Below are 22,453 nucleotides of genomic sequence, written 5' to 3' on the forward strand. Positions count from 1 at the left end.
TACCGGAATTGGATGAGATCAATGTCGCCCCAGGCAAGTTGCTGATCAAGGAGGGGGACTGGTCCGGCGACGCCTTTCTGATTACCGCGGGCCGGGTGGAGGTCTTCCGCGCCGTCAATGGTGTCAAGAACCGGTTGGCGACCCTTGGTCCGGGGGAGATCGCGGGTGAAATGGGGCTGATCGACAATGCCCCGCGTTCGGCCTGCATCGCCACGATGGAGCCGACACGCCTGATCGTCATCTCGCGTGAGGTATTCGTGAAGCAGCTGCGCGCGGCCCCGCCGCTGGTGCGGTTCGTGCTGCATTCACTGGTCCGCACCCTGCGCGCCCTCAACGGCATCCCCACCGACAATGGCGACCCGATCTTCAGCGATGATCCTATCGTGTCGGAGCGCACACACAAGCTGCTTCGCCGTGACACCTTCGCACCGGGCCGCACCATTTTCCGCCGGGGGGATGAGGCGCACTGCGCCTATCTGATCCAGTCGGGCCTGGTGGAGATCACGCGGGACACGCCGGACGGACAATCCCTGGTGCTGGGCCATGCCGGTGCCGGCTCCGTGTTCGGCGAAATGGCTCTGCTGCGCGATGCCAACCGCGCCGCCACGGTGACCGCCGTAGACCTGACCGTGTGCGAGGTGATCCAGCGCCAGCGGTTTGAGGAACTGCTGCGCGGCGCCCCTACACTGATTCGTCAGCTGATCAACTCCTATGTGGGGCGTATCGAACGCGGGCTCTGATCCGGCCCGTTGATGCCCGCCTTCCTTGCAGGAATGGATACGCTAAATCCCATACGCACGTATTCTTGCTGCTTACCCATTGCCGGCTAACTGGAAAGGTGTAGCATTAAGGCGAACAACATGGGTTCAGTGATGCTGCCGGCCCTTGATCTGGCCTCGATCTTCATTGCGAATGCCGTCGTCACGGGTGTGGCGGCGTTCGTTTTGCGCTTTATCCGACGCTATCATCCCGATTTGGCGGGTATCGGCCATTGGGCCTTGGGCCAGGCCTGTTACGCGGTTGGATTCGTCCTTCTTTACTTCTCAATGCTGGACCCGTTTCAGCGGTCGTCCCTGCCCGGCTTCTTCTTCACCATCGGCGGTACCTTGCTGACCAGCCTGGGTTTTTACCGCTTCCTGCGCTTGCCGGGCCGGCCGGAACCCTATGGGCTAGCCTTCTTCCTTCTGGTGGTCGGCTTCTGCCTCGTCGTTTCGATGGTGCTGGAGGAGCCGGGATACATTATGGCCTCCACCGTCACGACGCAGGCCATCATCAGCAGCGTGAATTTCCTGCTGCTGCGTCGGCATGCCAGTGGCGCCTTGCGTCCAGCGGCGGTGACCTTGGCGGTGCTGCACGCGCTGTGGGCACTGCTCAGCCTGGCGCGCGCCTTGTTCATCATCGGTACAGGGTTCGATACGCAGGTTGCCATCTCCATGATGCCCGCGTCCATGCTGGGCGGCACCTTCCTGCTGACCTGCCACGCGCTGGGGCTGGTCTGGATGATCGTAGGTCGGATGCAGGAACATCTGGTGCATCAGGCCGCAACCGACCCGCTGACCGGGGCCCTGAACCGCCGGGCCCTGCAGGCCCGCCTGGAACAGGAACGGGCCCGCGTCATGCGCGAAGGGGGTGGTTTCGCACTGGCCACCTTCGATCTGGATCATTTCAAGCTGTTGAACGATACGCACGGCCATGTCGTGGGTGACGCCACCCTTGTGGGCGTGGTGAACGCCGCCGGCACCCTGCTGCGACCGGTCGACGCCGTGGCCCGGCTGGGGGGTGAGGAATTCTGTCTGTTGCTGCCGGACGTGACCGGTGACGGTGCAATGGCCACAGCGGAACGGTTGCGCTGCTCGCTGGAGGGGCTGGAGATCAGCAGCCCCAGCGGCCCCGTCGCCGTGGCCGCCAGTTTCGGTGTCGCCTGGTACGGCACCCATGGCCATGACTGGCCGACCCTGCTGAAGGCCGCCGACAGCGCGCTCTATTGTGCAAAGCGCAATGGCCGCAACCGGGTGGAGGTCGCACCCCCCCTGACAGATGTCGACCTGCGCAGCGCCTGACCCGGTTACAGCCCGATCGAGCCCGCCGCCAGGGTCCCGACGCCCGTCAGGATGATGGCGAAATCGGCATTGCCGTCGCCATCCACGTCGCCCAGCACCTGAAGATCAGCCCCCACCACCTGGGTGCGGAGTTGCCCGGCAACATTGCTGAACGCCGCCGTGCCGATGAAGGTAAAGGCATCGTCGCCCGCCGTGGCGCTGTTGGCGTCGATGGCGGTCAGGTCGATTTGATCGCCCTGCGCCGCCACGAAATCGCTGATGGTGACGGGTGTCGCCACCGGGCTGTCGGCTGCGGTGGCAAGCACGAAGCTGTCGCCCCCCAGCCCGCCGGTCAGCGTATCCGCCCCGCCGCCACCCGTCAGGGTGTCGGCACCGGCTCCACCCGTGATGACATTGGCCAGCGCATTGCCGGTGCCCGTGAAGGTGCCCGTCCCTGTATAGGTGAGGTTCTCGACCTCGGCCACCAGGGTCAGGCTGGCCAGATCGGAGCGGATCGTGTCCGTCCCCTCACCGGCCAGTTCCACCACCACATCCGTGGCGGCATCGACGACATAGACATCATTGCCCAGCCCGCCGGTCATACTGTCGCTGCCGGCCCCGCCATCCAGCACGTCATCGCCGCCGCCACCCGTCATGGTGTTGTCCAGCGCATTGCCGGTGCCCGCGAAATTGCCACCGCCCGTAAAGGTCAACACCTCGACATTGGCCGCCAGCGTCAGGCTGGCCAGACTGGTGCGAACCGTATCGGTCCCGTCGCCCGCCGCCTCGACCACCACATCCGTGGCCGCATCGACGATGTAGGTATCGTCGCCGGTCCCGCCGATCATACGGTCGCCGCCGCCGCCGCCATCCAGACTGTCATTGCCGGCCCCACCGCTCAGTGTGTCATTGCCGGTCCCGCCAGAGATCAGGTTGGCGCTGTCATTGCCCGTGCCGGTAAAGGCAGCCGTCCCTGTATAGCTCAGGTTCTCCACCTCGGCGGCCAGGGTGAAGCTGGCCAGCGATGTACGGACGGTATCCGTCCCTTCGCCGGCCAGTTCAGTGATCGTGTCGCTGCCAGCATTGACAATATAGACATCGTTGCCGGCCCCGCCGGTCAACTGGTCAACCCCCGCACCGCCATCCAGCGTGTCATCACCGGCCCCACCATCCAGCGTATCAGCACCCGCCCCGCCCGTGATGGAATTGGCCACGGCATTGCCCGTGCCCGTAAAATCGCCGATGCCGACAAAGGCCAAATGCTCCAGATCGGCAGCCAGCGTATAGGATGTCAGGCGGGAGTTGACGATATCGGTCCCTTCACCCGCCAGCTCAACGACCACATCACCTGCATCATCGACGATGTAGGTGTCGTTGCCAACACCGCCCGTCATGCTGTCCGCACCCGACCCGCCATCCAGCGTGTCATTGCCGGCCAGCCCGGTCAGCGTGTCATCACCGCCACCGCCCCGGATGCTGTTATCGGCGGCATTGCCAAGGCCGGTGAAGTTGCCGGCCCCCGTATATTGCAAATTCTCGAAATCGGTCAGCAGCGTATAGGTGGCGAGGGTGGTTCGCACAGTGTCGGTGCCCGCACCCGCCGCCTCATTGATGACATCGGCAAGGCTGTCGACGACATAGGTGTCGTTGCCAGCCCCACCGGTCAGCGTATCGGCGCCCGCACCGCCGTCCAGCGTGTCATTGCCGATACCGCCGGTAATGGAATTGTCCAGACTGTTGCCCATGCCATTGAAATTGCTGGTGCCCAGATACAGCAGATTGTTCTGCGTGGCGGTCAGGGTGAAGGTGGCAGCCGTGGTGTTGACCGTCACCCGCCCTGTACTATCCACCGTTTCATAGGAATAGCCGAAGTCAGACGTATCCAGGATGCCGGTGAAGCCCTGCACCCGGAAGATGAAATCGTCGGCCCCCAGGTTGCTACTGCGCCCCGGCCCTGAAACCACCAGATAGACCTCACCCAGATAGCTGAACAGGCCGGCCCTGTTGTTTTCATAAAGCGGCTGTCCCTTCGCGAACAGGAAGTTCATGGCGGCGTAGAAGGAATTACCCGTGGCCCGCAGCACCCCACCCGACGCCACCGATGTCACCGCAAACGGCAGCTCCACACTGTCGGCCAGCGCCACGCCATTGCCGCCGAAATCGATACCGACCAGCGTATCCATGCTGTTGAAGGTCAGGGCGGATGCCAGGCGCGTTTCGGACACGCGCGAGAAAACGAACCGGTCCGACCCCGAACCGGCAACCAGCCTGTCCAGCCCCAGCCCGCCGACCAGCACATCATCGCCGGCAGTGGCGATCAGGGTATCATTGCCCTGTCCCCCCACCAGACTGTCGTTGCCATAGCCGCCAATCAGGCTGTCATCACCCGATCCGCCGATCAGCGTATCATTGCCCAGGCCGCCATCGATCGTGTCGTTGCCGTCGCCGCCATCAATGTAATTCTCGAACCGGTCCTTGATATCACCGCGCAGCCGCTCGGCTGTGCTGTTGTCAAAGGTCTGGATCTGCACCGGCCCCTGGATCATCTCCACCTGCAGGCTGAACAGGCGCGGCGCATTGCCTGTCCCTTCATTATCAAAGGCGGTGATGGTGCCCGTGGTCTTGTCGACGGCATAGATGATGACGCTGTGCGGCTCCACGATGGTGCCATTGTTCCAGAAGAAATGCAGAATCTCGCCTGTCTGCAGGTTCCGGTACATGTTCTTCAGGTCCTTGACCGCCACGGTGCGGTAATCGGACCAGCTGTCCAGCCGGTCATCCACCATAGTCACCGTTTCGGTGGAACCGTTGGTCACCCGTTCACCACCAAAGATCATGCCCGCGTCGTTCAGGACGGTACGGAACAGTTCCATTTCGTCCGCCACCGACTCGCCAGCGGCGATGGCGGCATCCAGGACGGTCTTCAGGCTGGGCATGGGCGGACTCCGGGCGGCAAATAATTCCCAGGACGCAAGGGGTTCCTGGCGTCCTGGTCCCCTACAAGCAATTCACACGCCAACTAAGGCCTTACATCACGGGCAGACGCCCGGCGCCTGAGGGAACGCACAGATATCACGTCCCCCGCACCACCAAGTGGGCGGGAAGGCTGACCGACGCCACTTCCTCCCCATTGATCAGGGAAAGGATGCGCCGCGCCAGCAGCTCGCCACCTGCCTGCCAATCCTGATGTACCGACGAAAGCGGCGGTGTGAGACAGGCCCCCAGAGGCGTATCATCGTAACCGATCACGGAAATCCGCTCCGGCACAGGAATACCGCGTTCCTGCAGCGCCTGCAGCGCCCCGATGGCCAGAAGATCGCTGGCGGCCAACAGACAATCAAACGCGGCCCCGCCCCCATCCATCCATCGGGCAATCGCTGCCGACCCGGCCGCGATGCTGAATGGGCAGGAAATGCCGCCCACCAGATGTCCGCCACCGGTGGTCAGGGCGTCGCGGAAGCCATCATGGCGCTGCGCAATCTCGGCGTGGCTGGTGTCGCCCAGGAAAAGGCCGCGCCGGCGTCCCATGGACACAAAACGGTCGGCGGCCAGCGCCCCGCCCTGTCGGTTGTCGGACCCGACAGTCACATAATCATGCTCCGGTGCTTCCGCTCCCCAAACCACCAGGGGCACGTCGCTGTCGGCCAGTTGGACCGCCGCCTCGTCATGGCTGCCCTGGCCCAACAGGATGATGCCGTCCGCCGTCTGCACCGCCGGCATATGCACCCCGTCCCGCGTTGTCAGCACGACGGCATAACCGATGCTGGTCAGCTCCTGGCAGATGCCGCCCATCAGGGCCATGGGGAACGGGTCGGACAGGGGCCGGTCGGGGCTGGGCTTCATCTCCACCACGACGGCCACGCTGTTGGACCGTTGCAGGCGCAGGCTGCGCGCCGACAGGTTCAGCTTATAGCCATGTTCCTTGGCCAGCGCCTGGATCTTGGCCCGCGTATCAGGCTTTACCGTCGGGCTGTCGCGCAGCGCGCGCGAGACCGTGATCTTCGATACCTGCGCCAATTCCGCCAGGTCGGCCATGGTCAAGCGACCAGCGGGTGCGGCCTTGGCTTCAATCTCGGGTCCGCGGGCGGCTGCGGGCTTGATCATCTGGCTTTCGGCGGGTGACTGGCGGGGAAGCCGACATTGGCATGGAAGGCGATTTTTTCCAAGGGTTTGGCAACACGCAATCGCATAGGCCCCGCCCCCTCCCCATACGTAGTCAGAAAAATGACATCGATATCTTGACATCGATAACATTGATGTTAGCTTAAGGACCAACCACCGCATCATGGCGGCGGATCAAGCGTATCTTGGGGAGGTTTGCCGTGGCGGAGAGAGCATCTCACGTCCGCGCAGGAGATGTGCGTGCCGATGCCGGGGATGGCTGGACCATCCGGGTTGCCGGGTTCAATCCGGAAACCGCGGCGCGTGACGAAAGCCTGTTCGCGCTGGCCAATGGCGCGCTGGGCGTGCGTGGCGGCATTGATGGCGTGGACAGTGCCAGCGACGGTGCCTTCCTGGCGGCCTTCTTCGAGCAGGCGCCGATCCATTATCATGAGAAATTCACCGGCTTCGCGCTTTCCACCGATACCCGCGTGCCGGTGGCCGATGCCAAGCATGTGCGGATCGTGCTGGACGGGGAAACTGTCACACTGACACCGGATGCCGGCCTGGTCCGCGAGCTGGACCTGTCCACGGGCCGGTTCCGCACCGCCATGCGCTACAAGGCCAAGGGTGGTACGGTGGAGATCACCACCGACCGTCTGGTCAGCCTTGCACGCCCCGGCCTGCTGGCCCTGCGCCTGATCATTCGGTCCCTGGAATATACCGGCCCCGTCACCCTGCTGTCGGACCTGCGCTGGGGCCGCCGGGCGGAGGGGCAAGGCGATGACCCGCGCATCGGTGTCTCGCTGGGGGCCGGTGGGGTAGACAGTTTTCCGGTGGAACAGGATGGCATCCCCGCCGCCCTGCACCAGACGGCCCGCCTGTCACGCCGCACCTGCGTTCTGCGCCAGGGTCATTTGTCTGGTCACGGTCTGTCATCAGACCAACCCTTCCTGACGCTCGACAGCATCAGTCAGGCCTTCCATGCCGACCTGACGCCGGGAACCGGGGTCGAACTGGTGAAGTTCGCCGCCTATGCCTGGGCCGATACGGATGAGGATATTGCCGGCCTGACCGCCGATGCCGGCGCCATACTGGCCGGTGCTCACGCCGCCGGCTGGGACGCATTGGCAAAGGAACAGGCCGATGATCTGGCGCGCTTCTGGGCCGATGCCGATGTGGTGATCGATGGCGATGCGGGCCTGCAGCAGGCCATCCGCTTCAACCTGTTCCACCTGTACCAATCGACGGGCCGCGACGGTGCCACCTCCATCGCGGCCAAGGGCCTGACGGGGGAAGGGTACGAGGGCCATTATTTCTGGGACACAGAAACCTTCATCCTGCCCGTGCTGGCCTTCACGGCCCCGCATCTGGCCCGGCGCATGCTGGAATATCGCATCGGCCGGCTGGACCGCGCCCGCGCCCATGCGCGTGGCATGGGGCACAGCGCCGGGGCCCTGTTCCCCTGGCGCACTATCGCTGGCGATGAATGTTCGGCCCACTACCCCAGCGGCTCGGCACAGTATCACATCAATGCCGACATCGCCTTCGCCGCCCGCCTCTATGAAGAAGCGACCGGCGACAGCGCCTTCCTTTATGCCCAGGCCGCCGAGATGCTGTTCGAAACGGCCCGCATCTGGCCGCAGGTGGGGCATTTCAACGCCCGCAAGGGCGGGGCCTTCACCATTCATGAGGTGACGGGACCGGACGAGTATACCGCACTCGTAAACAATAATTTCTACACCAACGCCATGGCCGCCGCCCATTTGGGCCATGCCGCCGATCTCTATCGACGCATGGGCAACGAGGCACCCGACCAACTCGCCGCCCTCGCCACCCGCATCGGCCTGACCGATGAAGAGGTGGCCCTGTGGCGGCGGGCAGCGGACGCCATGTATCTGCCCACCGACCCCGACCTGGGGATCAGTCCGCAGGATGATGATTTCCTGTCTAAGCCGGTCTGGCCCTTCGCCGACACACCCGCCGACAAATATCCCCTGCTGCTTCACTATCACCCGCTCGCCATCTATCGACATCAGGTGTGCAAGCAGGCCGATGTGGTCCTGGCCATGCTGCTGGCCGGCGACCGCTTCACGCCCGCCCTGAAGCGTCGCAATTTCGATTATTACGAAGCCGTAACGGTGCATGACAGCACACTGTCACCCAGCAGTTACGGCATCCTGGCTGCGGAACTGGGCGACAGCGAGAAGGCCATTCGTTACTTTACCGAAACAGCCCGCATCGACCTGGATGACCTGCATGGCAATGCCAGCCATGGCGTGCATATGGCGGCCATGGCCGGAAGCTGGCTGGGCATCGCCTGGGGTTTTGGCGGCTTGCGCTGGCAGGGAGGCATCGCCCGCTTTGCCCCCATCCTGCCCCCCGGCTGGACCCGCTATGGCTTCGGCATCGCCTGGCAGGGTCGCCGCCTGCGGGTGACGGTTGATCAGGTGGGCACCACCTATCGCCTGCTGTCGGGCGATGCCCTGACCATCCATCACCAGGTCGCACCCGTCATCCTGACGACCGGCCAGGATACAGCCATTGCCCATAGCCCCTTCCCCGCCCCGGTCAAGGCCATCATCTTCGACCTGGATGGCGTGCTGACCGACACGGCAGAGGGCCATTATCAGGCTTGGCAGCGTCTGGCGGACGAACTGGACGTACCCTTCGACCGGGAAAAGAACGAAGCGCTGAAGGGCATCGACCGCATGGGCAGCCTGGAACGCATCCTGGCCGACAGCGGTAGAACCCTGACCGAAGCAGAGAAGCAGGAAGCCGCGACCCGTAAGAACGGCTATTACCAGGACCTGATCGCAAGATTCAGCCCCGACGATCTGTTCGACGGCGTGCGCGACCTGCTGCTGGCGGCTAAGGCAGCCGGGCTGAAACTGGGCGTGGCATCGGCCAGCCGCAACGCCCCCACGCTTCTCACCCGCCTCGGCATCATCGACCTGTTCGACCATGTCGCCGATGCGGGTGCCATCCCCAATCCGAAGCCCGCCCCAGACATTTTCCTGTCCGTGGCCAAGGCCCTGGATGTCCCCCCGCCCGCGTGCCTGGGCGTGGAGGACAGCATGGCCGGGATCACCGCCATCAAGGCCGCCGGCATGCCGGCGCTCGGCATCGGTGATCCCGCCATCCTGACCGAAGCCGATGAGGTCATCGGCCATATACGCGAATTCCGGCTGGACCGTTTCGTCCGCCCGGCATGACAATCCGGGCGCCATCCCGAGAGGGGGGAGTGTCGCCCGGACGGAAAACAAGCACAGCCCATCAATCAAGAAGCATCCGGGTGATGCTCATACGGGAGGTCCCTATGACTAAGTTTGACAAGAAGCTGCTGACGGGCGCCGCCTTCGCGGCCCTGCTGCTGCCCGCCATCGGTGCGGCCCAGGCACAGGACGCCCAGCAGGGTGGCCTGCTGGAAGAAATCATCGTCACCGGCGTGGCGCGCTCCGACGGTATCAAGAAGCTGGATGCCAGCTTCTCCATCACCACCGCCGATGCCGAGGCCATTGCGGAACAGCAGCCCGCCAGCACCGCTGACCTCCTGAAGATCGTCCCCGGCGTCTGGGTTGAAAGCTCTTCGGGCACGTCCGGCGCGAATATCGACGTGCGCGGTTTCCCCGGCGGCGGGGACGCGCCCTTCATCACGGTACAGTTGGACGGCTCGCCCCTGTTCCCGCCGCCCACCCTTTCCTTCCTGGAAAACAGCACCCTGTTCCGCCTGGACGACACGGTGGAGCGGGTGGAGGTGCTGCGCGGCGGCCCGTCGCCCATCTTCTCCAATGGTCAGCCGGGCGCCACCATCAATTTCATTCAGCGCAAAGGCAAGGAGGACCCCGAAGGCAGCCTGAAGCTAACCGTGGGGGATGAGGGCCTGTACCGGTTCGACACCTATTACCAGGGCGCCCTGGATAAGGACCTGCTGTTCTCGGTCGGCGGCTTCTACCGCACGTCGGACGGTATCCGCGACACCGAATTCCCCGCCGATCGCGGCGGTCAGGTCAGCGGCAACATCACCAAGGTCCTGGAAAACGGCGAGGTCACCTTCTACGGCCGCTATACCGACGACAAGAACGCCTTCTACACCGCCATTCCGCTGCTCTCCTCCAACAATGGCAAGACCATCAAGGAGTTTCCGGGTTTCGATGCCGGCAAGGGTACTTTCCTGGGCAATGAGCTGCGCAATGTCGTGCTGGAGGTCACCCCTGGCGCCACGCCCGGCACCATCCGCCGCGATTTCGCCGACGGCCGTGGCGTGAAGGCGGCGGTCGTGGGCAATACGATCGACCTGACCTTTGGGGAGTGGACAGTCAGCAACAAGATGAACTACCTGAAGGGTCAGGCCGATACGCGTGGCCTGTTCACGGGCGCCAACCCGCAGACCTTGGGCAGCTTCATCAGTGGTCAGATCGCCTCGGCCAACGCCAACGCCGCCGTTGTCGCCGCCGCCGGCCGCACCGCCACGGCGGGTTCGGCCAGCTTCGCCAATGGCGGGGCGGCCATCACCGACCTGAACATGCAGGTGATCACCGCCGGCCTCTGGTCAGTGGACAAGGATATCGAAAGCTTCACTGACGATATCCGTTTCAGCCGGGAGATTTTCGACGGCAACACCATCACCATCGGCGCCTATTTTGCCGATTATTCGTCAAAGGATCTCTGGTACCTGGGCAACAACGTCCTGATGACGGCCACACCCAATGCCAAGCTGATCAACCTGACCCTCAACAATGGTGCCAAGGTCACCCGCAATGGCTTTGTCGGCACCTCCTTCTTCGATGTCAACGCCTCCTATAACGGCCAGAATGTCGCCGCCTTCATCGCCGATGAATGGGCGCTGACCGACGATCTGCGCATCGATGTTGGTGGCCGCGTCGAACGGCAGAAGGTCAATGCGACGCTGGAAAACGTGTCGACCATGGACCTGGACGGCAACCCGCTGACGCTCGCCAACAACGCCACATCCGTCCTCAATGGCAGCTTCCGCACGCTGGACTATGCCAACACGGAAACCTCCTGGACGGCGGGCGTGAACTATTATCTGACGGGCGACCTGTCGGTGTTCGGCCGCCTGAACAGCGGTTTCAAGTTCCCGCAATTCGACAATCTGCGTGACGGTCAGGACCAGATGCAGAAGATCGACCAGCAGGAAGTCGGTCTGAAGACCCGCACCTCCGACTATGCCGCGTATGTCACTTTCTTCCATAACAAGTTCGAAGGCCTGCCCTTCCAGCAGTTCATCATCAACCCGGACGGGTCGCAGACGCAGCTGACCCGCATCGGCGGTTCCAAGGCCTATGGCGTGGAATTCGAACTGATGGTCATGCCGGTGGAAAACCTGAACCTGGCCCTGCGCGGTAACTACCAGAAGGGCGAATTCAAGGATTTCGGCCCCAACAGCGGCAATCAGGTGCAGCGTCAGCCGAAGATCCAGTTCACCTTCTCGCCGTCTTATGACGTGCCGATGGATTGGGGCAAGCTGCGCTTCTTCGCCAGCTACAACTACACCGGTGCTCGTTGGGCCGATGTGGAGAACGCCCAGCGTCTGCCCAGCTTCGACACGATCGACGCCGGCATCTCTGCCGATATCGGCGATGACGTGACGGTCATGCTGTCGGGCACCAACCTGACAGACGAGTTGGGCCTGACCGAAGGCAATGCCCGCATCATCGGAGGTGCGAACACCAGCGGCGTGTTCATGGGCCGCCCGATCTTCGGGCGTAACGTGAAGATGTCGGTGGCGACGAAGTTCTGACGCTGATTTGGGGGTGCCTCTGCCATGGCTGGGACACCCCCATGTACCCCCCTTATCGTCATCCCGGCGAAAGCCGGGACCCAGGAGCCAGATGCCCGAGCAATCGGCAGCTTTGATCTACGCTGCGCGACGGTTTGATCCTACGGCCCCTGGGTCCCGACTTACGTCGGGATGACGAAGAAAAACTGATCCCCGGAGTCCCCAATGCCCCGCCTGATCCGCCTCGGCAAGAGCCTGCCGCTGCTGGCCCTGCTTCTGGCGGGTCCCGCAAAGGGGGAGGATACGCTGCGTTTCGACCTGACGGTCGGACAGCATCAAAACCTGTTCCTGCGTGACGGCCCCGTCTCCGCCCATCTTGTGGCGGGGGCGGGCCGGATCGTGGTGGCCTTTCCCGCCGGCAATGCCGGCATCGGCCTGTGGACCGACAGCCAGGCCGCGATGACCACCGGCCCCCTGTCCCCCCTCACCATCCCGGACACCCAGGGCCGCCCCCTGCACGGTATCGAAACCACGGTGACGGTCGCGGCCCAAAGCCTGACCTTGCGCCATACCATCCTGTCCAGCATCCGGGTTCTGCGCGACTTTCAGCATTCCTCCACGCGCCAGCCCCTGGTGGAAACCACCCCCACCCTCAACGGCACGACCATAAGCTGGCAGCGCGACCGCCTGGACGGCGCCCCCGGCTTTCTCTTGACCCTGACGCCACTGAACGGCACCGCCACGGCCAACCCGGACGGTACCGTCACCCTCTCCGCCGCTGCCCCCGCCCTGCGCCTGAAACTGACGGCGGCCAGTGGCGAAACACCGCTGACCCCCATCGCCCTTTCCGACCTGCTGACCGACAAGGCCGCACCGGACACCAAGGCCCGGCAGGTGCTGGATTTCCTCAGCTACCGGGAAAAGCTGATGGCCGGGTCCTGGGCCTATAACACCTATTTCGGGCGCGACACGCTGATGTCGCTGCGCCTGCTGATGCCGGTTCTGAAGCCTGCCGCCATCGAGGCGGGGCTGGGGGCTGTTCTGGAACGGCTCAGCCCCACCGGCGACGTCGCGCATGAGGAGGATGTGGGCGAATTCGCCGTCCTGCGCCACCGCCTGGAACGGGACAGCGACAGCGCCGATCCCATCTTCGATTACAAGATGGTCGATGATGATCTGATGCTGGCCCCCATCCTGGCCGATTATCTGGAAAGCATCCCCGCCCGCGAGGCCCAGCTTTTCCTGGCGCGGCGCACGCCGTCGGGCGATGCCTATGGCACACTGCTAGCCCGCAACCTGTCTTTCGTGCTGGCCCGCGCGCAAGCCTTCGCCGCCGACCCGGTGGCCACCAATCTGATCCCTCTGCCGGCGGGACAGAAGGTGGGTGACTGGCGCGACAGCCAGGAAGGGCTGGCCGGCGGCCGCTATTCCTACAGCGTCAATGCCGTCCTTGCCCCCGCCGCCCTGACTGCCATCACCCGCCTGCACAAATCCGGCCTGCTCTATCCCTACACCCGTGACCTGACACGCGCGGACGCTCTGGCAACGGTCTGGACTGACAAGGCCCCCGCCCTGTTCGCCGTCACCATCCCGGCAGATCAGGCCCAGGCTGCCACCACCCGCTTCGCCGCCGAACTGGGCATCGACGCCGCGCCCCTGCCCCCCGGCCCCTTCAGTTTCGACGCCCTTTCCCTGGACGCATCGGGAAAGCCCCTGCCCGTGATGCATTCCGACACGGGCTTTGCCCTGCTGTTCCTGAGCCCCGATGCCGCGACGCTGGACCGTGCCATCGCCCCCCTGCTGCACCGGCTGCCCGCGGGCCTGATGACGGACGCCGGGATGGTGGTGGCCAATGCCGCCTGGGCACCTGCCCCCATCCGCGCCGAATTCGGCCCGTTCTATTATCACGGCGCCGTCATCTGGTCCTGGCAGCAGGCCTTGATGGCCGCCGGCCTGGAACGGCAACTGGCGCGCATCGACCTGCCCGCCGCCACCCGCACCCGCCTGCAATCGGCCCAGCGCGCCCTGTGGCAGGCGATCCGTGCCGTGCCGGCCGATCAGCGCACATCGGAACTCTGGTCCTGGGCCTATGGCGATGACCGCTTTACCTACCGCCCCTTCGGCCAGGGCGGCGGGGATCAGACGGAATCCAACGCCGCCCAGCTTTGGAGCACGGTCTACCTGGCCGTCAAACCACCGGCCCTTTGACAAACAGCACCAAACCAACAAGAACGGAACAGGGAAGGATCGGACAAGATGCGCAACGGACGGGCGGTACTGGCGGTGGGATTGACCTATGTGGTCTTTGCCATGCTGCTGAATTCGGTGGGCACGGTCATCCTGCAATCGATCCAGAGCTTTGGCGTGACCAAGCTGGAGGCGGGGCGGCTGGAGGCCTACAAGGACCTGCCCATCGCCATCACCAGCTTCATCGTGGCCAGCTTCATGCCCCGCATTGGCTATCGCCGCGCCATGATCGCCGCCCTGGTGCTGCAGGGGCTGGCGGCGGCCCTGATGCCGTTCCTTTCTTCCTTCTGGGCCATGAAGCTGATGTTCTTCTGCATCGGGGTCGGCTTTGCGCATGTGAAGGTGGCGGCCTATTCCTCCATCGGCCTGTTGACCCGGGATAAACAGGGCCATGCCAGCCTGACCAACACGATTGAGGGCGTTTTCATGCTGGGCGTGCTGGGCAGCTACTGGCTCTTCAGCCTGTTCGTGAATCACGACAATCCCGCCGATCCCTCCTGGCTGAATGTCTATTGGGTCCTGTCCGCCATCGCCTTTGCCGCCGCCGCCCTCTGGGCCGTCACGCCCCTGGATGAGAGCGAGGCGCAGGCCCCCGATGCCAAGCCCGGCATCCGGCAGATGGCGCGCCTGGCCGTCACGCCCATCGCGGTCGTGTTCCTGGCGTCGGCCTTCCTTTATGTCCTGATCGAACAGGCCATCGGCACCTGGCTGCCCACCTTCAATGCAGAGGTGCTGCATCTGCCCGCCGCCATGTCGATCCAGGCGACCAGCATCTTCGCCGCCGGCATCGCGCTGGGCCGGCTGGGGGCGGGCGTGGCGCTGGCCCGGATCGGCTGGTTCCCGTTCCTGGTCGGTTGTCTGGTCGCCATGACGGCTTTGGTCCTGCTGACCTTGCCGCTGGCAAAGGGCGTGCAACCGATGGCAGAGGCCAACTGGGTGGCCGCCCCCATCGCCGCCTTCATGCTGCCTTTGATCGGCCTGTTCATGGCGCCGATCTATCCGGTGATCAATTCGGTGATCCTGTCGGCCCTGCCCAAGCATGATCATGCGGCCATGACCGGCCTGATCGTGGTGTTCTCCGCGCTTGGCGGCACCTTCGGCTCCTTCGTCACCGGCTTCCTGTTCGACCGGCTGGGCGGCCACACGGCCTTCTACATGGCGCTTGTGCCCATGGGTGCCATCGCCGTGACGCTGTTCCTGCTCAACCGGCGGACGCGGGCGGCGGGGTAACGCCCCCTACAACCCCGTAATCACCACCAGCAGCCCCACCCCCTCACCGGTCACCGTCGCCACATCCTCCGGCCCGACCATAAGGGCATCCCAACGGCTCAAGCCCCTATAGCCCGCGTCCAGCGCCAGCAGCAGCCGTACCGCCGGCACCCCGCCCAGCGCCACCGGCCCCCGCACGCGTGCCACGGAATGGCTGAAACGGCCCCGCCGTGTCATGACGTTCAGATCATGCACTGGCCCGCCACTCACCACGGCCTGCACCGGCAGTTCCCCGTCAAACGCAAACGGCGCGCTGTCGGGCGTCAGCACATGGCCATTCAGCGCCATGGACCCGCCCGACAGGATGGTCAGCGTCCGGTCGATGCCGGGAAAGGCGGAGAACGGGCCATCCCCATCCACCCGCGCGATGGAAATACGCCAGTCGAAATCCGACAGGTCCGCATTTTCCGGGAACAAAGCGACCGTCGCCGTCTCGCCCCCGCCATTCTTCCATGCTGTCCAGGCGCGATCCGCCGCGCGCAGCAATACCCCGCTCATGCCGCACCCCCGGTCGCCCCGGTAAACCGCGCCACCAGATCAAAGCCTTCGCCCGGAAATACCTGCCGCACATGGGTGATCGGCTGATCCCCGCGCCAGGTGCGGCGGTCCAGGATCAGGCAGGCCGTGCCCTCTTCCACCCCCAACGCCCCCGCCAACCGCCCGGCGGGGGCGGCGGTGATGCGATGCTCGGCTTCTGTCCACGGCACATGTGCCAGCAGCCAGGACCCCGGCGCCACCTGCGTAAAATCCACGGTCGCCGCGTCCGGCACGGCCTTCAGGCTGATCAACCGTTCCTCCACGGCAAAGGGCACGCCATCGGCCAGATGCCGGCAGGTGAGCGCCAGCACCTTGGCCCCGCGTGGCGGCCGCATCCGGTCGGGATCGACCGACGCTGCCGGTAACACGTCGCGCGACAGCAATTCCAGGCGGTAGATCTGCCCCCGCCCCGTCACTTCCGCCTGGATATCGGGGATGGCCAGGGCTGCCATATGGATCTGCGGGCGGGACACGAAGGTCCCGGCCCGCTTACGCCGGTCCAGCAGCCCCGCCTCCACCAGTCCCGTCAGCGCCTTGTTCACTGTCATGCGCGCGCAGCCATACTGGGCCATCAGCTCATGTTCAAACGGGATACGGTCGCCGGGCTTCAGGGTGCCCGACAGGATCGCCCCTTCGATATCGGCCCGGATACGGGCATGCAGCGGTGCGGCGTTCTCGGCCATGCTCATGACAGGATGGTTCCCAGCGCCAGACGGTAACGCGCGGCGACGGCGTCGCGCACGATATGGCGGCCCCCGCTTACCACGCGCCGGCCCCGTCGCCAAACCCCGTCGACCATGCGCTGCCCTGCAAAGATGAACCCGTCCAGCAGGGCGTCGCCGCGTCGGGCCGCCAGACTGGGCTGTGTCGCATCTAGGGTCACAAAGTCCGCCGCCGCGCCCACAGTCAGGCCAACATCCTTCTGCCCCAGCGCCCGTGCACCGCCGGCCAGCGCGCCCTCAAACAGCACCCGCCCCGTCGATGGCGTATCGGCACGGCCCAGCACATTGCGTGCCCGGTGGGCCAGACGCTGGGCATATTCCATGCTTCGCAGTTCTTCTGCCGCATCGATCAGGACATTGCTGTCCGACCCGATCCCGAACAGCCCGCCCGCCGCCTGATAATCCCGCCCGTTGAAAATACCATCGCCCAGATTGGCCTCTGTGATGGGGCATAATCCCGCCACAGCCCCGCTGGCCGCCAGCTTCGCCGTCTCCGCCGCGTCCATGTGCGTGGCATGCACCAGACACCATTGCCCATCGACATCGGCATGATCGAACAACCAGGCCACAGGCCGCTGCCCGCTCCAGGCATGGCAATCGGCCACCTCCTTGATCTGCTCGGCGATATGGATATGGATGGGGCCACCCGCCGCCAGGGCGGGAACAAAGGACAGGCTTTCCGGCGTAACGGCGCGCAGGCTGTGCGGCGCCACCCCCACCAGACCGTCGGGCAATGTGGCCACCGCCGCCCGGCTGGCCTCCACCACGCGCGCGAAACCGTCTATGCTGTTGAGGAACCGCTTCTGCCCCGGCCCCGGCGCCTGCCCGCCGAAGCCGCCATACTGGTACAGAACCGGCAGCAGGGTCAGGGCGATCCCCGTTTCCGCGGCGGCGGCGGCCAGCTTTGCCCCCATTTCCGCCGGGTTGGCATAGGCGGCACCATCCACATCCTGGTGGATATAGTGGAACTCCCCCACCCGCGTGAACCCGCCCTCCAGCATCTCGACAAAGGCCATGGCGGCGATGGCCTGCATCTCATCCGGGCCGATCCGATGGGCGAAGCGATACATCACCTCCCGCCAGGTCCAGAAACTATCCTCCCCCGGCCCCCGCACCTCCGCCAACCCCGCCATCCCCCGCTGAAAGGCATGGGAATGCAGGTTGGGCAGGCCGGGCAGGGCGATGGCGTGGCGTTCATCGGTGGGTTCCGGGGCCGTGCCCGCAGTAACGGCGGCGATTACCCCGCCCTGCTCCACCATCCGCACCCCATCCGCCCATCCGCCCGGCAGCAGCGCCTGCTGGAACCAGAACCCGGCCATCACCCATCCCCCCGAATTTCATCTCATGGCTCATATTAATGTATAGACATTAATTATGTATAGACATAAAAGAAGGGAAAAACAGGCGCACCAGACGCCATGATGAACGGTTCAGCGGGGAAAAGGTTCGGACATGCGGCATGGATTTTTCGATCACACGCTTCTTTCCCGTCATCCCGGCGAAAGCCGGGACCCTGGGGGCACGGGCACGATGATCGGGTTCCCCCGCTATTACGCTGCTGAACGCTCGGGCGCCTGGCCCCTGGGTCCCGGCTTTCGCCGGGATGACGAGGTGAGGGAGGACCCCCATGCACGCTGACCATGTCTGGACCCACGCGCGCCTTGCCACCATGCGCCCCGACCTGCCCGGTCTGGGGATCGTGGAGGATGGGGTAATTGCTGCGCACAATGGCCGCATCATCTTTGCCGGCCCCGCCAGCGACGCCCCCGCCTTCACCGTTACCCAAAGCACCGATCTCCAAGGCCGTTGGGTCACACCCGGCCTGATCGACTGCCACACGCATCTGGTCCATGCCGGCGACCGCGCGCATGAATTCGAACTGCGCCTGCAGGGCGCGACCTATGAGGAAATCGCGCGGGCCGGCGGCGGCATCGTCTCCACCATGCGCGCCACCCGCGCCGCCACCCTGGACACGCTGATCTGTCAGGCCCTGCCCCGCCTGGACGCACTGCTGGCTGAGGGCGTGACGACAGTGGAGGTGAAGTCCGGTTACGGCCTGACGCTGGCGGACGAGGTGAAGATGCTGCGCGCCGCCCGTGCGCTGGCTGACCACCGCCCCGTCGATGTCGCCACCACCTTCCTGGGCGCCCATGCCGTTCCGCCAGAATATGCAGAGGATCACGACGCCTATATCGATCTGGTCTGCCGCACCATGATCCCGCATGTGGCACAGCATAAGCTGGCCGACGCAGTTGATGGTTTCTGTGAAGGCATCGGCTTTTCCCTGGCCCAGGTCCGCCGCGTGTTCCATGCGGCCAAGGCCAATGGCCTTGCCCTGAAACTACACGCCGAACAGCTATCGAACCTGAATGGTGCTGCCCTGGCCGCTCAATGCGGTGCCCTGTCCGCCGACCATCTGGAACATGTCGACGAACCCGCCGTGCGCGCCATGGCGCAATCCAGCACCGTCGCCGTCATGCTGCCCGGCGCCTATTATTTTACGCGCGATACCAAACTGCCGCCGATCGACCTGTTCCGCACCCATGGCGTGCCCATGGCGGTGGCGACCGACTGCAATCCCGGCACCGCCCCGCTGACCTCGCTGCTGCTGTCGCTGAACATGGCCGCCACCCTGTTCCGGATGAGTGTGGAGGAATGTCTGCTGGGGGCCACCCGCGTTGCGGCCAAGGCCCTGGGACGGCAGGCCGATATCGGCACGCTGGAGGCCGGCAAGCAATGCGACCTCGCCATCTGGGACATTGAGCGTCCCGCCGAACTTGTCTACCGCATGGGGTTCAACCCCCTGCATGCCCGTATCCACAGGGGGATCTGATGCCGCACTCCATGTCCGTCACGCTGCGCCCCGGCGCTGTCAGCTTGGGCGAATGGCGCCGCATCTATAATGGCGCTGCCATGACCCTGGACCCCGCCTGCCGCCCGGCGGTGGAGCGTTCTGCCGCCACCATCGCCCGCATCATCGCCAAGGGCGATCCGGTCTATGGCGTGAATACCGGCTTTGGCAAGCTGGCCTCGGTCCGCATTGCTGCGGATGACCTCGAATTGCTGCAACGCAACATCGTGCTCTCCCATGCCGCCGGCGTGGGCGATCCGGTGCCGCGTAACGTGCTGCGCCTGATGATGGCGCTGAAGCTCTCCAGCCTGGGCGTCGGCGCATCCGGCGTGAAGCCGGCAACCCTCGACCTGCTGGAAGCGCTGCTGGCAAACGATATCCTGCCCGTGGTTCCGGCCCAGGGTTCGGTGGGTGCGTCGGGTGACCTCGCCCCTCTCTCCCATATGGCGGCCGCCATGATCGGCCATGGCGACGTCGTCGCCAACGGCACCCGCATGCCGGCGGCGGACGCGCTGAAGGCCGCAGGTCTGTCCCCCCTGACCCTGGGGCCGAAGGAAGGGCTGGCTCTGCTGAACGGCACGCAGTTCTCGACGGCCTACGCCCTTGCCGGACTGTTCGAAGCCGAGCGCCTGCACGGCTCGGCCCTTGCCACCGGGGCACTCGCCACAGAAGCCGCCAAAGGCTCCGACACCCCCTTCGACCCGCGTATCCACCTGCTGCGCGGGCACAAGGGCCAGATCGCGGTGGCCGACACGCTGCGGCGCCTGATGGACGGCTCCGCCATCCGCGCGTCGCACCGCGAGGATGATATCCGCGTGCAGGACCCCTACTGCCTGCGCTGCCAGCCGCAGGTGATGGGCGCGGCCCTGGATCTGCTGCGTCAGGCGGGCCAGACCTTGCTGACGGAGGCCAACGCCGTCTCCGACAACCCGCTGGTCTTTGCCGAGGATGACAGCGTGCTGTCCGGCGGCAATTTCCACGCCGAACCCGTGGCCTTCGCCGCCGACATGATCGCCATGGCCGTGTGCGAGATCGGCAGCTTGTCGGAACGCCGCATCGCCATGCTGGTGGACCCGGCCCTGTCCGGCCTGCCTGCCTTCCTGACGCCGAAGCCCGGCCTGAACTCCGGCTTCATGATCCCCCAGGTGACCGCCGCCGCCCTGGTGTCGGAAAACAAGCAGCGCGCCTATCCGGCCAGCGTCGACAGCATCCCTACCTCCGCCAATCAGGAAGACCATGTCTCCATGGCCGCCCATGGGGCACGGCGCCTGCTGTCCATGGTGGAGAACGCCGCCAGCGTGATCGCCATCGAATATCTCTCGGCCGCCCAGGGCTGCGACTTCCACGCCCCCTTGACCAGCAGCACCGTTCTGGAATCGCTGCGCGCCACTCTACGCAATGTGGTCCCCACCCTGACCGACGACCGCTATTTCCACGCCGACATCGCCGCCGCCTTGACCCTGGTCCGCACCGGTGCCCTGATCAAGACAGTGACGGGGGCGGGCGTGGAATTGCCGGGGGTGTAAAACAAATCATTCCCTTGCCCCTTCTCTTCATCATCCCGGCGGAAGCGGGGGTGATGAAGAGAAGGGCAGTGAAAGTGAGTGCATCCCCAATGCCAACGGACAGGCCACGACCAACCTCTGCCCGCTGACCGCCTTCGATAGAGAGGCGCTATGCCGGCCAGGGCAGCACTCGTGTTAGGTTTATTCTTAAACTGTATCAACCAGCCAGCGCTTGAAGAGAATAGATGAATAAGATGAAACGTAGTATATATACATGGCTCCTGGTTGGCTTTTTTATTCCGATATTTTGGGGATTTATAGGATTTGTATTTTTCTCAGCACATGAATCTAATTTCACAGAAATTTATTGGATTTTGGTTTATGTCAGTTGTCCGTTTTGGCTCATACCTTCAAGTTTAATAAACGAACTAATGTTGCCGATCTTGAATGCCGCACTGTACGGTGGTTTATTCATTTTATTATCAACTATCAAAACTGCGCTAAGAAAAAGGAGTTCGCATTAATTAAATAATACTATGACTTCACGAAATTCTTTCTTTACACGACCAAAAAGCCCGCAACCAAGCCAACGGACATCGCCATGACCGAAACACCCGACTGGCTGATCATCCACCAGGGCACCGCCCCCCTGATCCTCTCCATCCCGCATGCTGGAACGGAGATTGAGTGGGCGCTGGAGGATGCGTTGGCCGATCCCTGGCGGGCGCGCAAGGATGCCGACTGGTGGGTGGGGCAGCTGTACTTCTTCGCCCGCGACCTGGGCGCGACCATCGTGCAGACCAGCCTGTCGCGCACCATGATCGACGTGAACCGCCCGCCCGACGGTGCCTCGCTCTATCCCGGACAGGCCACAACCGACCTCTGCCCGCTGACTACCTTCGACGGGGAGCCTTTGTACAATCCCGGCCAGGAACCCGACGCGATGGAGGTGCTGCGCCGGCGGGAGCTGTTCCACGCCCCCTATCACGCCGCCTTGATGGCCGAAATCCTGCGCCTGCGCCGCATGCATCCGCGCGTCGTGCTGTACGATTGCCACTCGATCCGGTCCTGGGTGCCGCGCCTGTTCGACGGGCTGCTGCCGCATTTCAATATCGGTACGTTCGAGGGCAAAAGCTGCGATCCCGGCCTGACCCGCGTGATTGAGGCAGCGTGTGACGCCACACAGTTCAGCCGCGTCAGCAATGGCCGGTTCAAGGGCGGCTACATCACCCGCCATTACGGACAGCCCGCCAAGGGCGTTCATGCGGTGCAGATGGAGCTGGCGACACGCGGCTACCTGCTGGAACCAGACGACGATCCCGCCCCCCACAATTGGCCCCCCGCCTATGACGCCGCCTATGCGGCACCCATGGAAAAGGCCCTGCGCAATATCCTGGCCGCCTGCATCGGCTGGGCGACGGACCCCAAGTAACCGAGGG

The 22,453-nt window shown here is 64.5% G+C and carries 14 protein-coding genes; 9 read left to right on the forward strand and 5 right to left on the reverse strand.

Features of this window, described 5'->3' with window-relative positions:
• Window positions 1-8: 8 nt before the first annotated feature.
• On the forward strand, window positions 9-740 hold the full coding sequence (locus C0V82_RS21395; protein WP_158660117.1) for a cyclic nucleotide-binding domain-containing protein: 732 nt from the start codon (window positions 9-11) through the stop codon (window positions 738-740).
• A 132-nt stretch (window positions 741-872) separates the two neighbouring features.
• Window positions 873-2,060, forward strand: a complete 1,188-nt coding sequence (locus tag C0V82_RS21400) for a GGDEF domain-containing protein (RefSeq protein ID WP_158660118.1) — start codon at window positions 873-875, stop codon at window positions 2,058-2,060.
• A gap of 5 nt (window positions 2,061-2,065) precedes the next feature.
• Here C0V82_RS21400 and C0V82_RS27840 read toward each other — a convergent pair whose 3' ends face one another.
• Entirely contained in the window at window positions 2,066-4,975 is a 2,910-nt protein-coding gene (locus tag C0V82_RS27840) for a calcium-binding protein (RefSeq protein ID WP_158660119.1), read from the reverse strand.
• Between the two features lie 136 nt (window positions 4,976-5,111).
• Window positions 5,112-6,143 (reverse strand): substrate-binding domain-containing protein, encoded by a 1,032-nt coding sequence (locus C0V82_RS21425; RefSeq protein ID WP_211107942.1) that lies wholly within the window; start codon window positions 6,141-6,143, stop codon window positions 5,112-5,114.
• A gap of 254 nt (window positions 6,144-6,397) precedes the next feature.
• Here C0V82_RS21425 and pgmB point away from each other — a divergent pair, with 254 nt between their 5' ends.
• The 4 genes from pgmB to C0V82_RS21445 all read left to right on the forward strand — a co-directional run bounded on the left by pgmB (window position 6,398) and on the right by C0V82_RS21445 (window position 15,360).
• Window positions 6,398-9,355 (forward strand): beta-phosphoglucomutase, encoded by a 2,958-nt coding sequence (gene pgmB, locus C0V82_RS21430; protein WP_158660120.1) that lies wholly within the window; start codon window positions 6,398-6,400, stop codon window positions 9,353-9,355.
• Between the two features lie 104 nt (window positions 9,356-9,459).
• A complete protein-coding gene (locus tag C0V82_RS21435; protein WP_102114507.1) occupies window positions 9,460-11,904 on the forward strand; it encodes a TonB-dependent receptor in 2,445 nt (814 codons plus the stop codon).
• A 204-nt stretch (window positions 11,905-12,108) separates the two neighbouring features.
• On the forward strand, window positions 12,109-14,091 hold the full coding sequence (locus tag C0V82_RS21440; protein ID WP_102114508.1) for a hypothetical protein: 1,983 nt from the start codon (window positions 12,109-12,111) through the stop codon (window positions 14,089-14,091).
• 48 nt (window positions 14,092-14,139) lie between these two features.
• Window positions 14,140-15,360: an MFS transporter gene (locus C0V82_RS21445; RefSeq protein ID WP_102114509.1), complete on the forward strand. Its 1,221-nt coding sequence runs from the start codon at window positions 14,140-14,142 to the stop codon at window positions 15,358-15,360.
• Between the two features lie 6 nt (window positions 15,361-15,366).
• Here the strand turns inward: C0V82_RS21445 and C0V82_RS21450 are convergent, their stop codons facing one another.
• From C0V82_RS21450 to C0V82_RS21460, 3 genes are read right to left on the reverse strand one after another with little or no spacing between them, the layout of a single operon-like run.
• The gene (locus tag C0V82_RS21450) at window positions 15,367-15,897 is read right to left on the reverse strand and encodes a HutD/Ves family protein (protein WP_102114510.1); all 531 of its coding nucleotides are present in this window, start codon (window positions 15,895-15,897) and stop codon (window positions 15,367-15,369) included.
• Entirely contained in the window at window positions 15,894-16,625 is a 732-nt protein-coding gene (hutC, locus tag C0V82_RS21455; RefSeq protein WP_102114511.1) for a histidine utilization transcriptional repressor HutC, read from the reverse strand. The genes C0V82_RS21450 and hutC overlap by 4 nt, the downstream gene beginning before the upstream one ends.
• Window positions 16,622-17,977 (reverse strand): formimidoylglutamate deiminase, encoded by a 1,356-nt coding sequence (locus C0V82_RS21460; protein WP_102114512.1) that lies wholly within the window; start codon window positions 17,975-17,977, stop codon window positions 16,622-16,624. Before C0V82_RS21460 ends, hutC begins: the two co-directional genes overlap by 4 nt.
• Window positions 17,978-18,285: 308 nt before the next feature.
• Here C0V82_RS21460 and hutI point away from each other — a divergent pair, with 308 nt between their 5' ends.
• The 3 genes from hutI (at window position 18,286) to hutG (ending at window position 22,446) form a co-directional block, all read left to right on the forward strand.
• Window positions 18,286-19,491 carry an imidazolonepropionase gene (hutI, locus tag C0V82_RS21470; protein WP_102114514.1) on the forward strand — a complete coding sequence of 402 codons (1,206 nt, stop codon included), beginning with the start codon at window positions 18,286-18,288 and terminating at the stop codon, window positions 19,489-19,491.
• The gene (hutH, locus tag C0V82_RS21475) at window positions 19,491-21,035 is read left to right on the forward strand and encodes a histidine ammonia-lyase (RefSeq protein ID WP_211107941.1); all 1,545 of its coding nucleotides are present in this window, start codon (window positions 19,491-19,493) and stop codon (window positions 21,033-21,035) included. The genes hutI and hutH overlap by 1 nt, the downstream gene beginning before the upstream one ends.
• Before the next feature lie 580 nt (window positions 21,036-21,615).
• A complete protein-coding gene (hutG, locus tag C0V82_RS21480) occupies window positions 21,616-22,446 on the forward strand; it encodes an N-formylglutamate deformylase (RefSeq protein WP_102114515.1) in 831 nt (276 codons plus the stop codon).
• Window positions 22,447-22,453: the final 7 nt, after the last annotated feature.

The sequence above is a fragment of the Niveispirillum cyanobacteriorum genome (genome assembly GCF_002868735.1).
GTDB lineage: Bacteria > Pseudomonadota > Alphaproteobacteria > Azospirillales > Azospirillaceae > Niveispirillum > Niveispirillum cyanobacteriorum.

Excerpts from the sequence above, each read along its gene's own strand:
- C0V82_RS21400 (WP_158660118.1), top strand. The coding sequence starts at position 873 with ATGCTGCCGGCCCTTGATCTGGCCTCGATCTTCATTGCGAATGCCGTC.
- C0V82_RS27840 (WP_158660119.1), bottom strand. The coding sequence starts at position 4,975 with ATGCCCAGCCTGAAGACCGTCCTGGATGCCGCCATCGCCGCTGGCGAG.
- C0V82_RS21425 (WP_211107942.1), bottom strand. The coding sequence starts at position 6,143 with ATGATCAAGCCCGCAGCCGCCCGCGGACCCGAGATTGAAGCCAAGGCC.
- C0V82_RS21435 (WP_102114507.1), top strand. The coding sequence starts at position 9,460 with ATGACTAAGTTTGACAAGAAGCTGCTGACGGGCGCCGCCTTCGCGGCC.
- C0V82_RS21440 (WP_102114508.1), top strand. The coding sequence starts at position 12,109 with ATGCCCCGCCTGATCCGCCTCGGCAAGAGCCTGCCGCTGCTGGCCCTG.
- C0V82_RS21445 (WP_102114509.1), top strand. The coding sequence starts at position 14,140 with ATGCGCAACGGACGGGCGGTACTGGCGGTGGGATTGACCTATGTGGTC.
- C0V82_RS21450 (WP_102114510.1), bottom strand. The coding sequence starts at position 15,897 with ATGAGCGGGGTATTGCTGCGCGCGGCGGATCGCGCCTGGACAGCATGG.
- hutC (WP_102114511.1), bottom strand. The coding sequence starts at position 16,625 with ATGAGCATGGCCGAGAACGCCGCACCGCTGCATGCCCGTATCCGGGCC.
- C0V82_RS21460 (WP_102114512.1), bottom strand. The coding sequence starts at position 17,977 with ATGGCCGGGTTCTGGTTCCAGCAGGCGCTGCTGCCGGGCGGATGGGCG.
- hutI (WP_102114514.1), top strand. The coding sequence starts at position 18,286 with ATGCACGCTGACCATGTCTGGACCCACGCGCGCCTTGCCACCATGCGC.
- hutH (WP_211107941.1), top strand. The coding sequence starts at position 19,491 with ATGCCGCACTCCATGTCCGTCACGCTGCGCCCCGGCGCTGTCAGCTTG.
- hutG (WP_102114515.1), top strand. The coding sequence starts at position 21,616 with ATGACCGAAACACCCGACTGGCTGATCATCCACCAGGGCACCGCCCCC.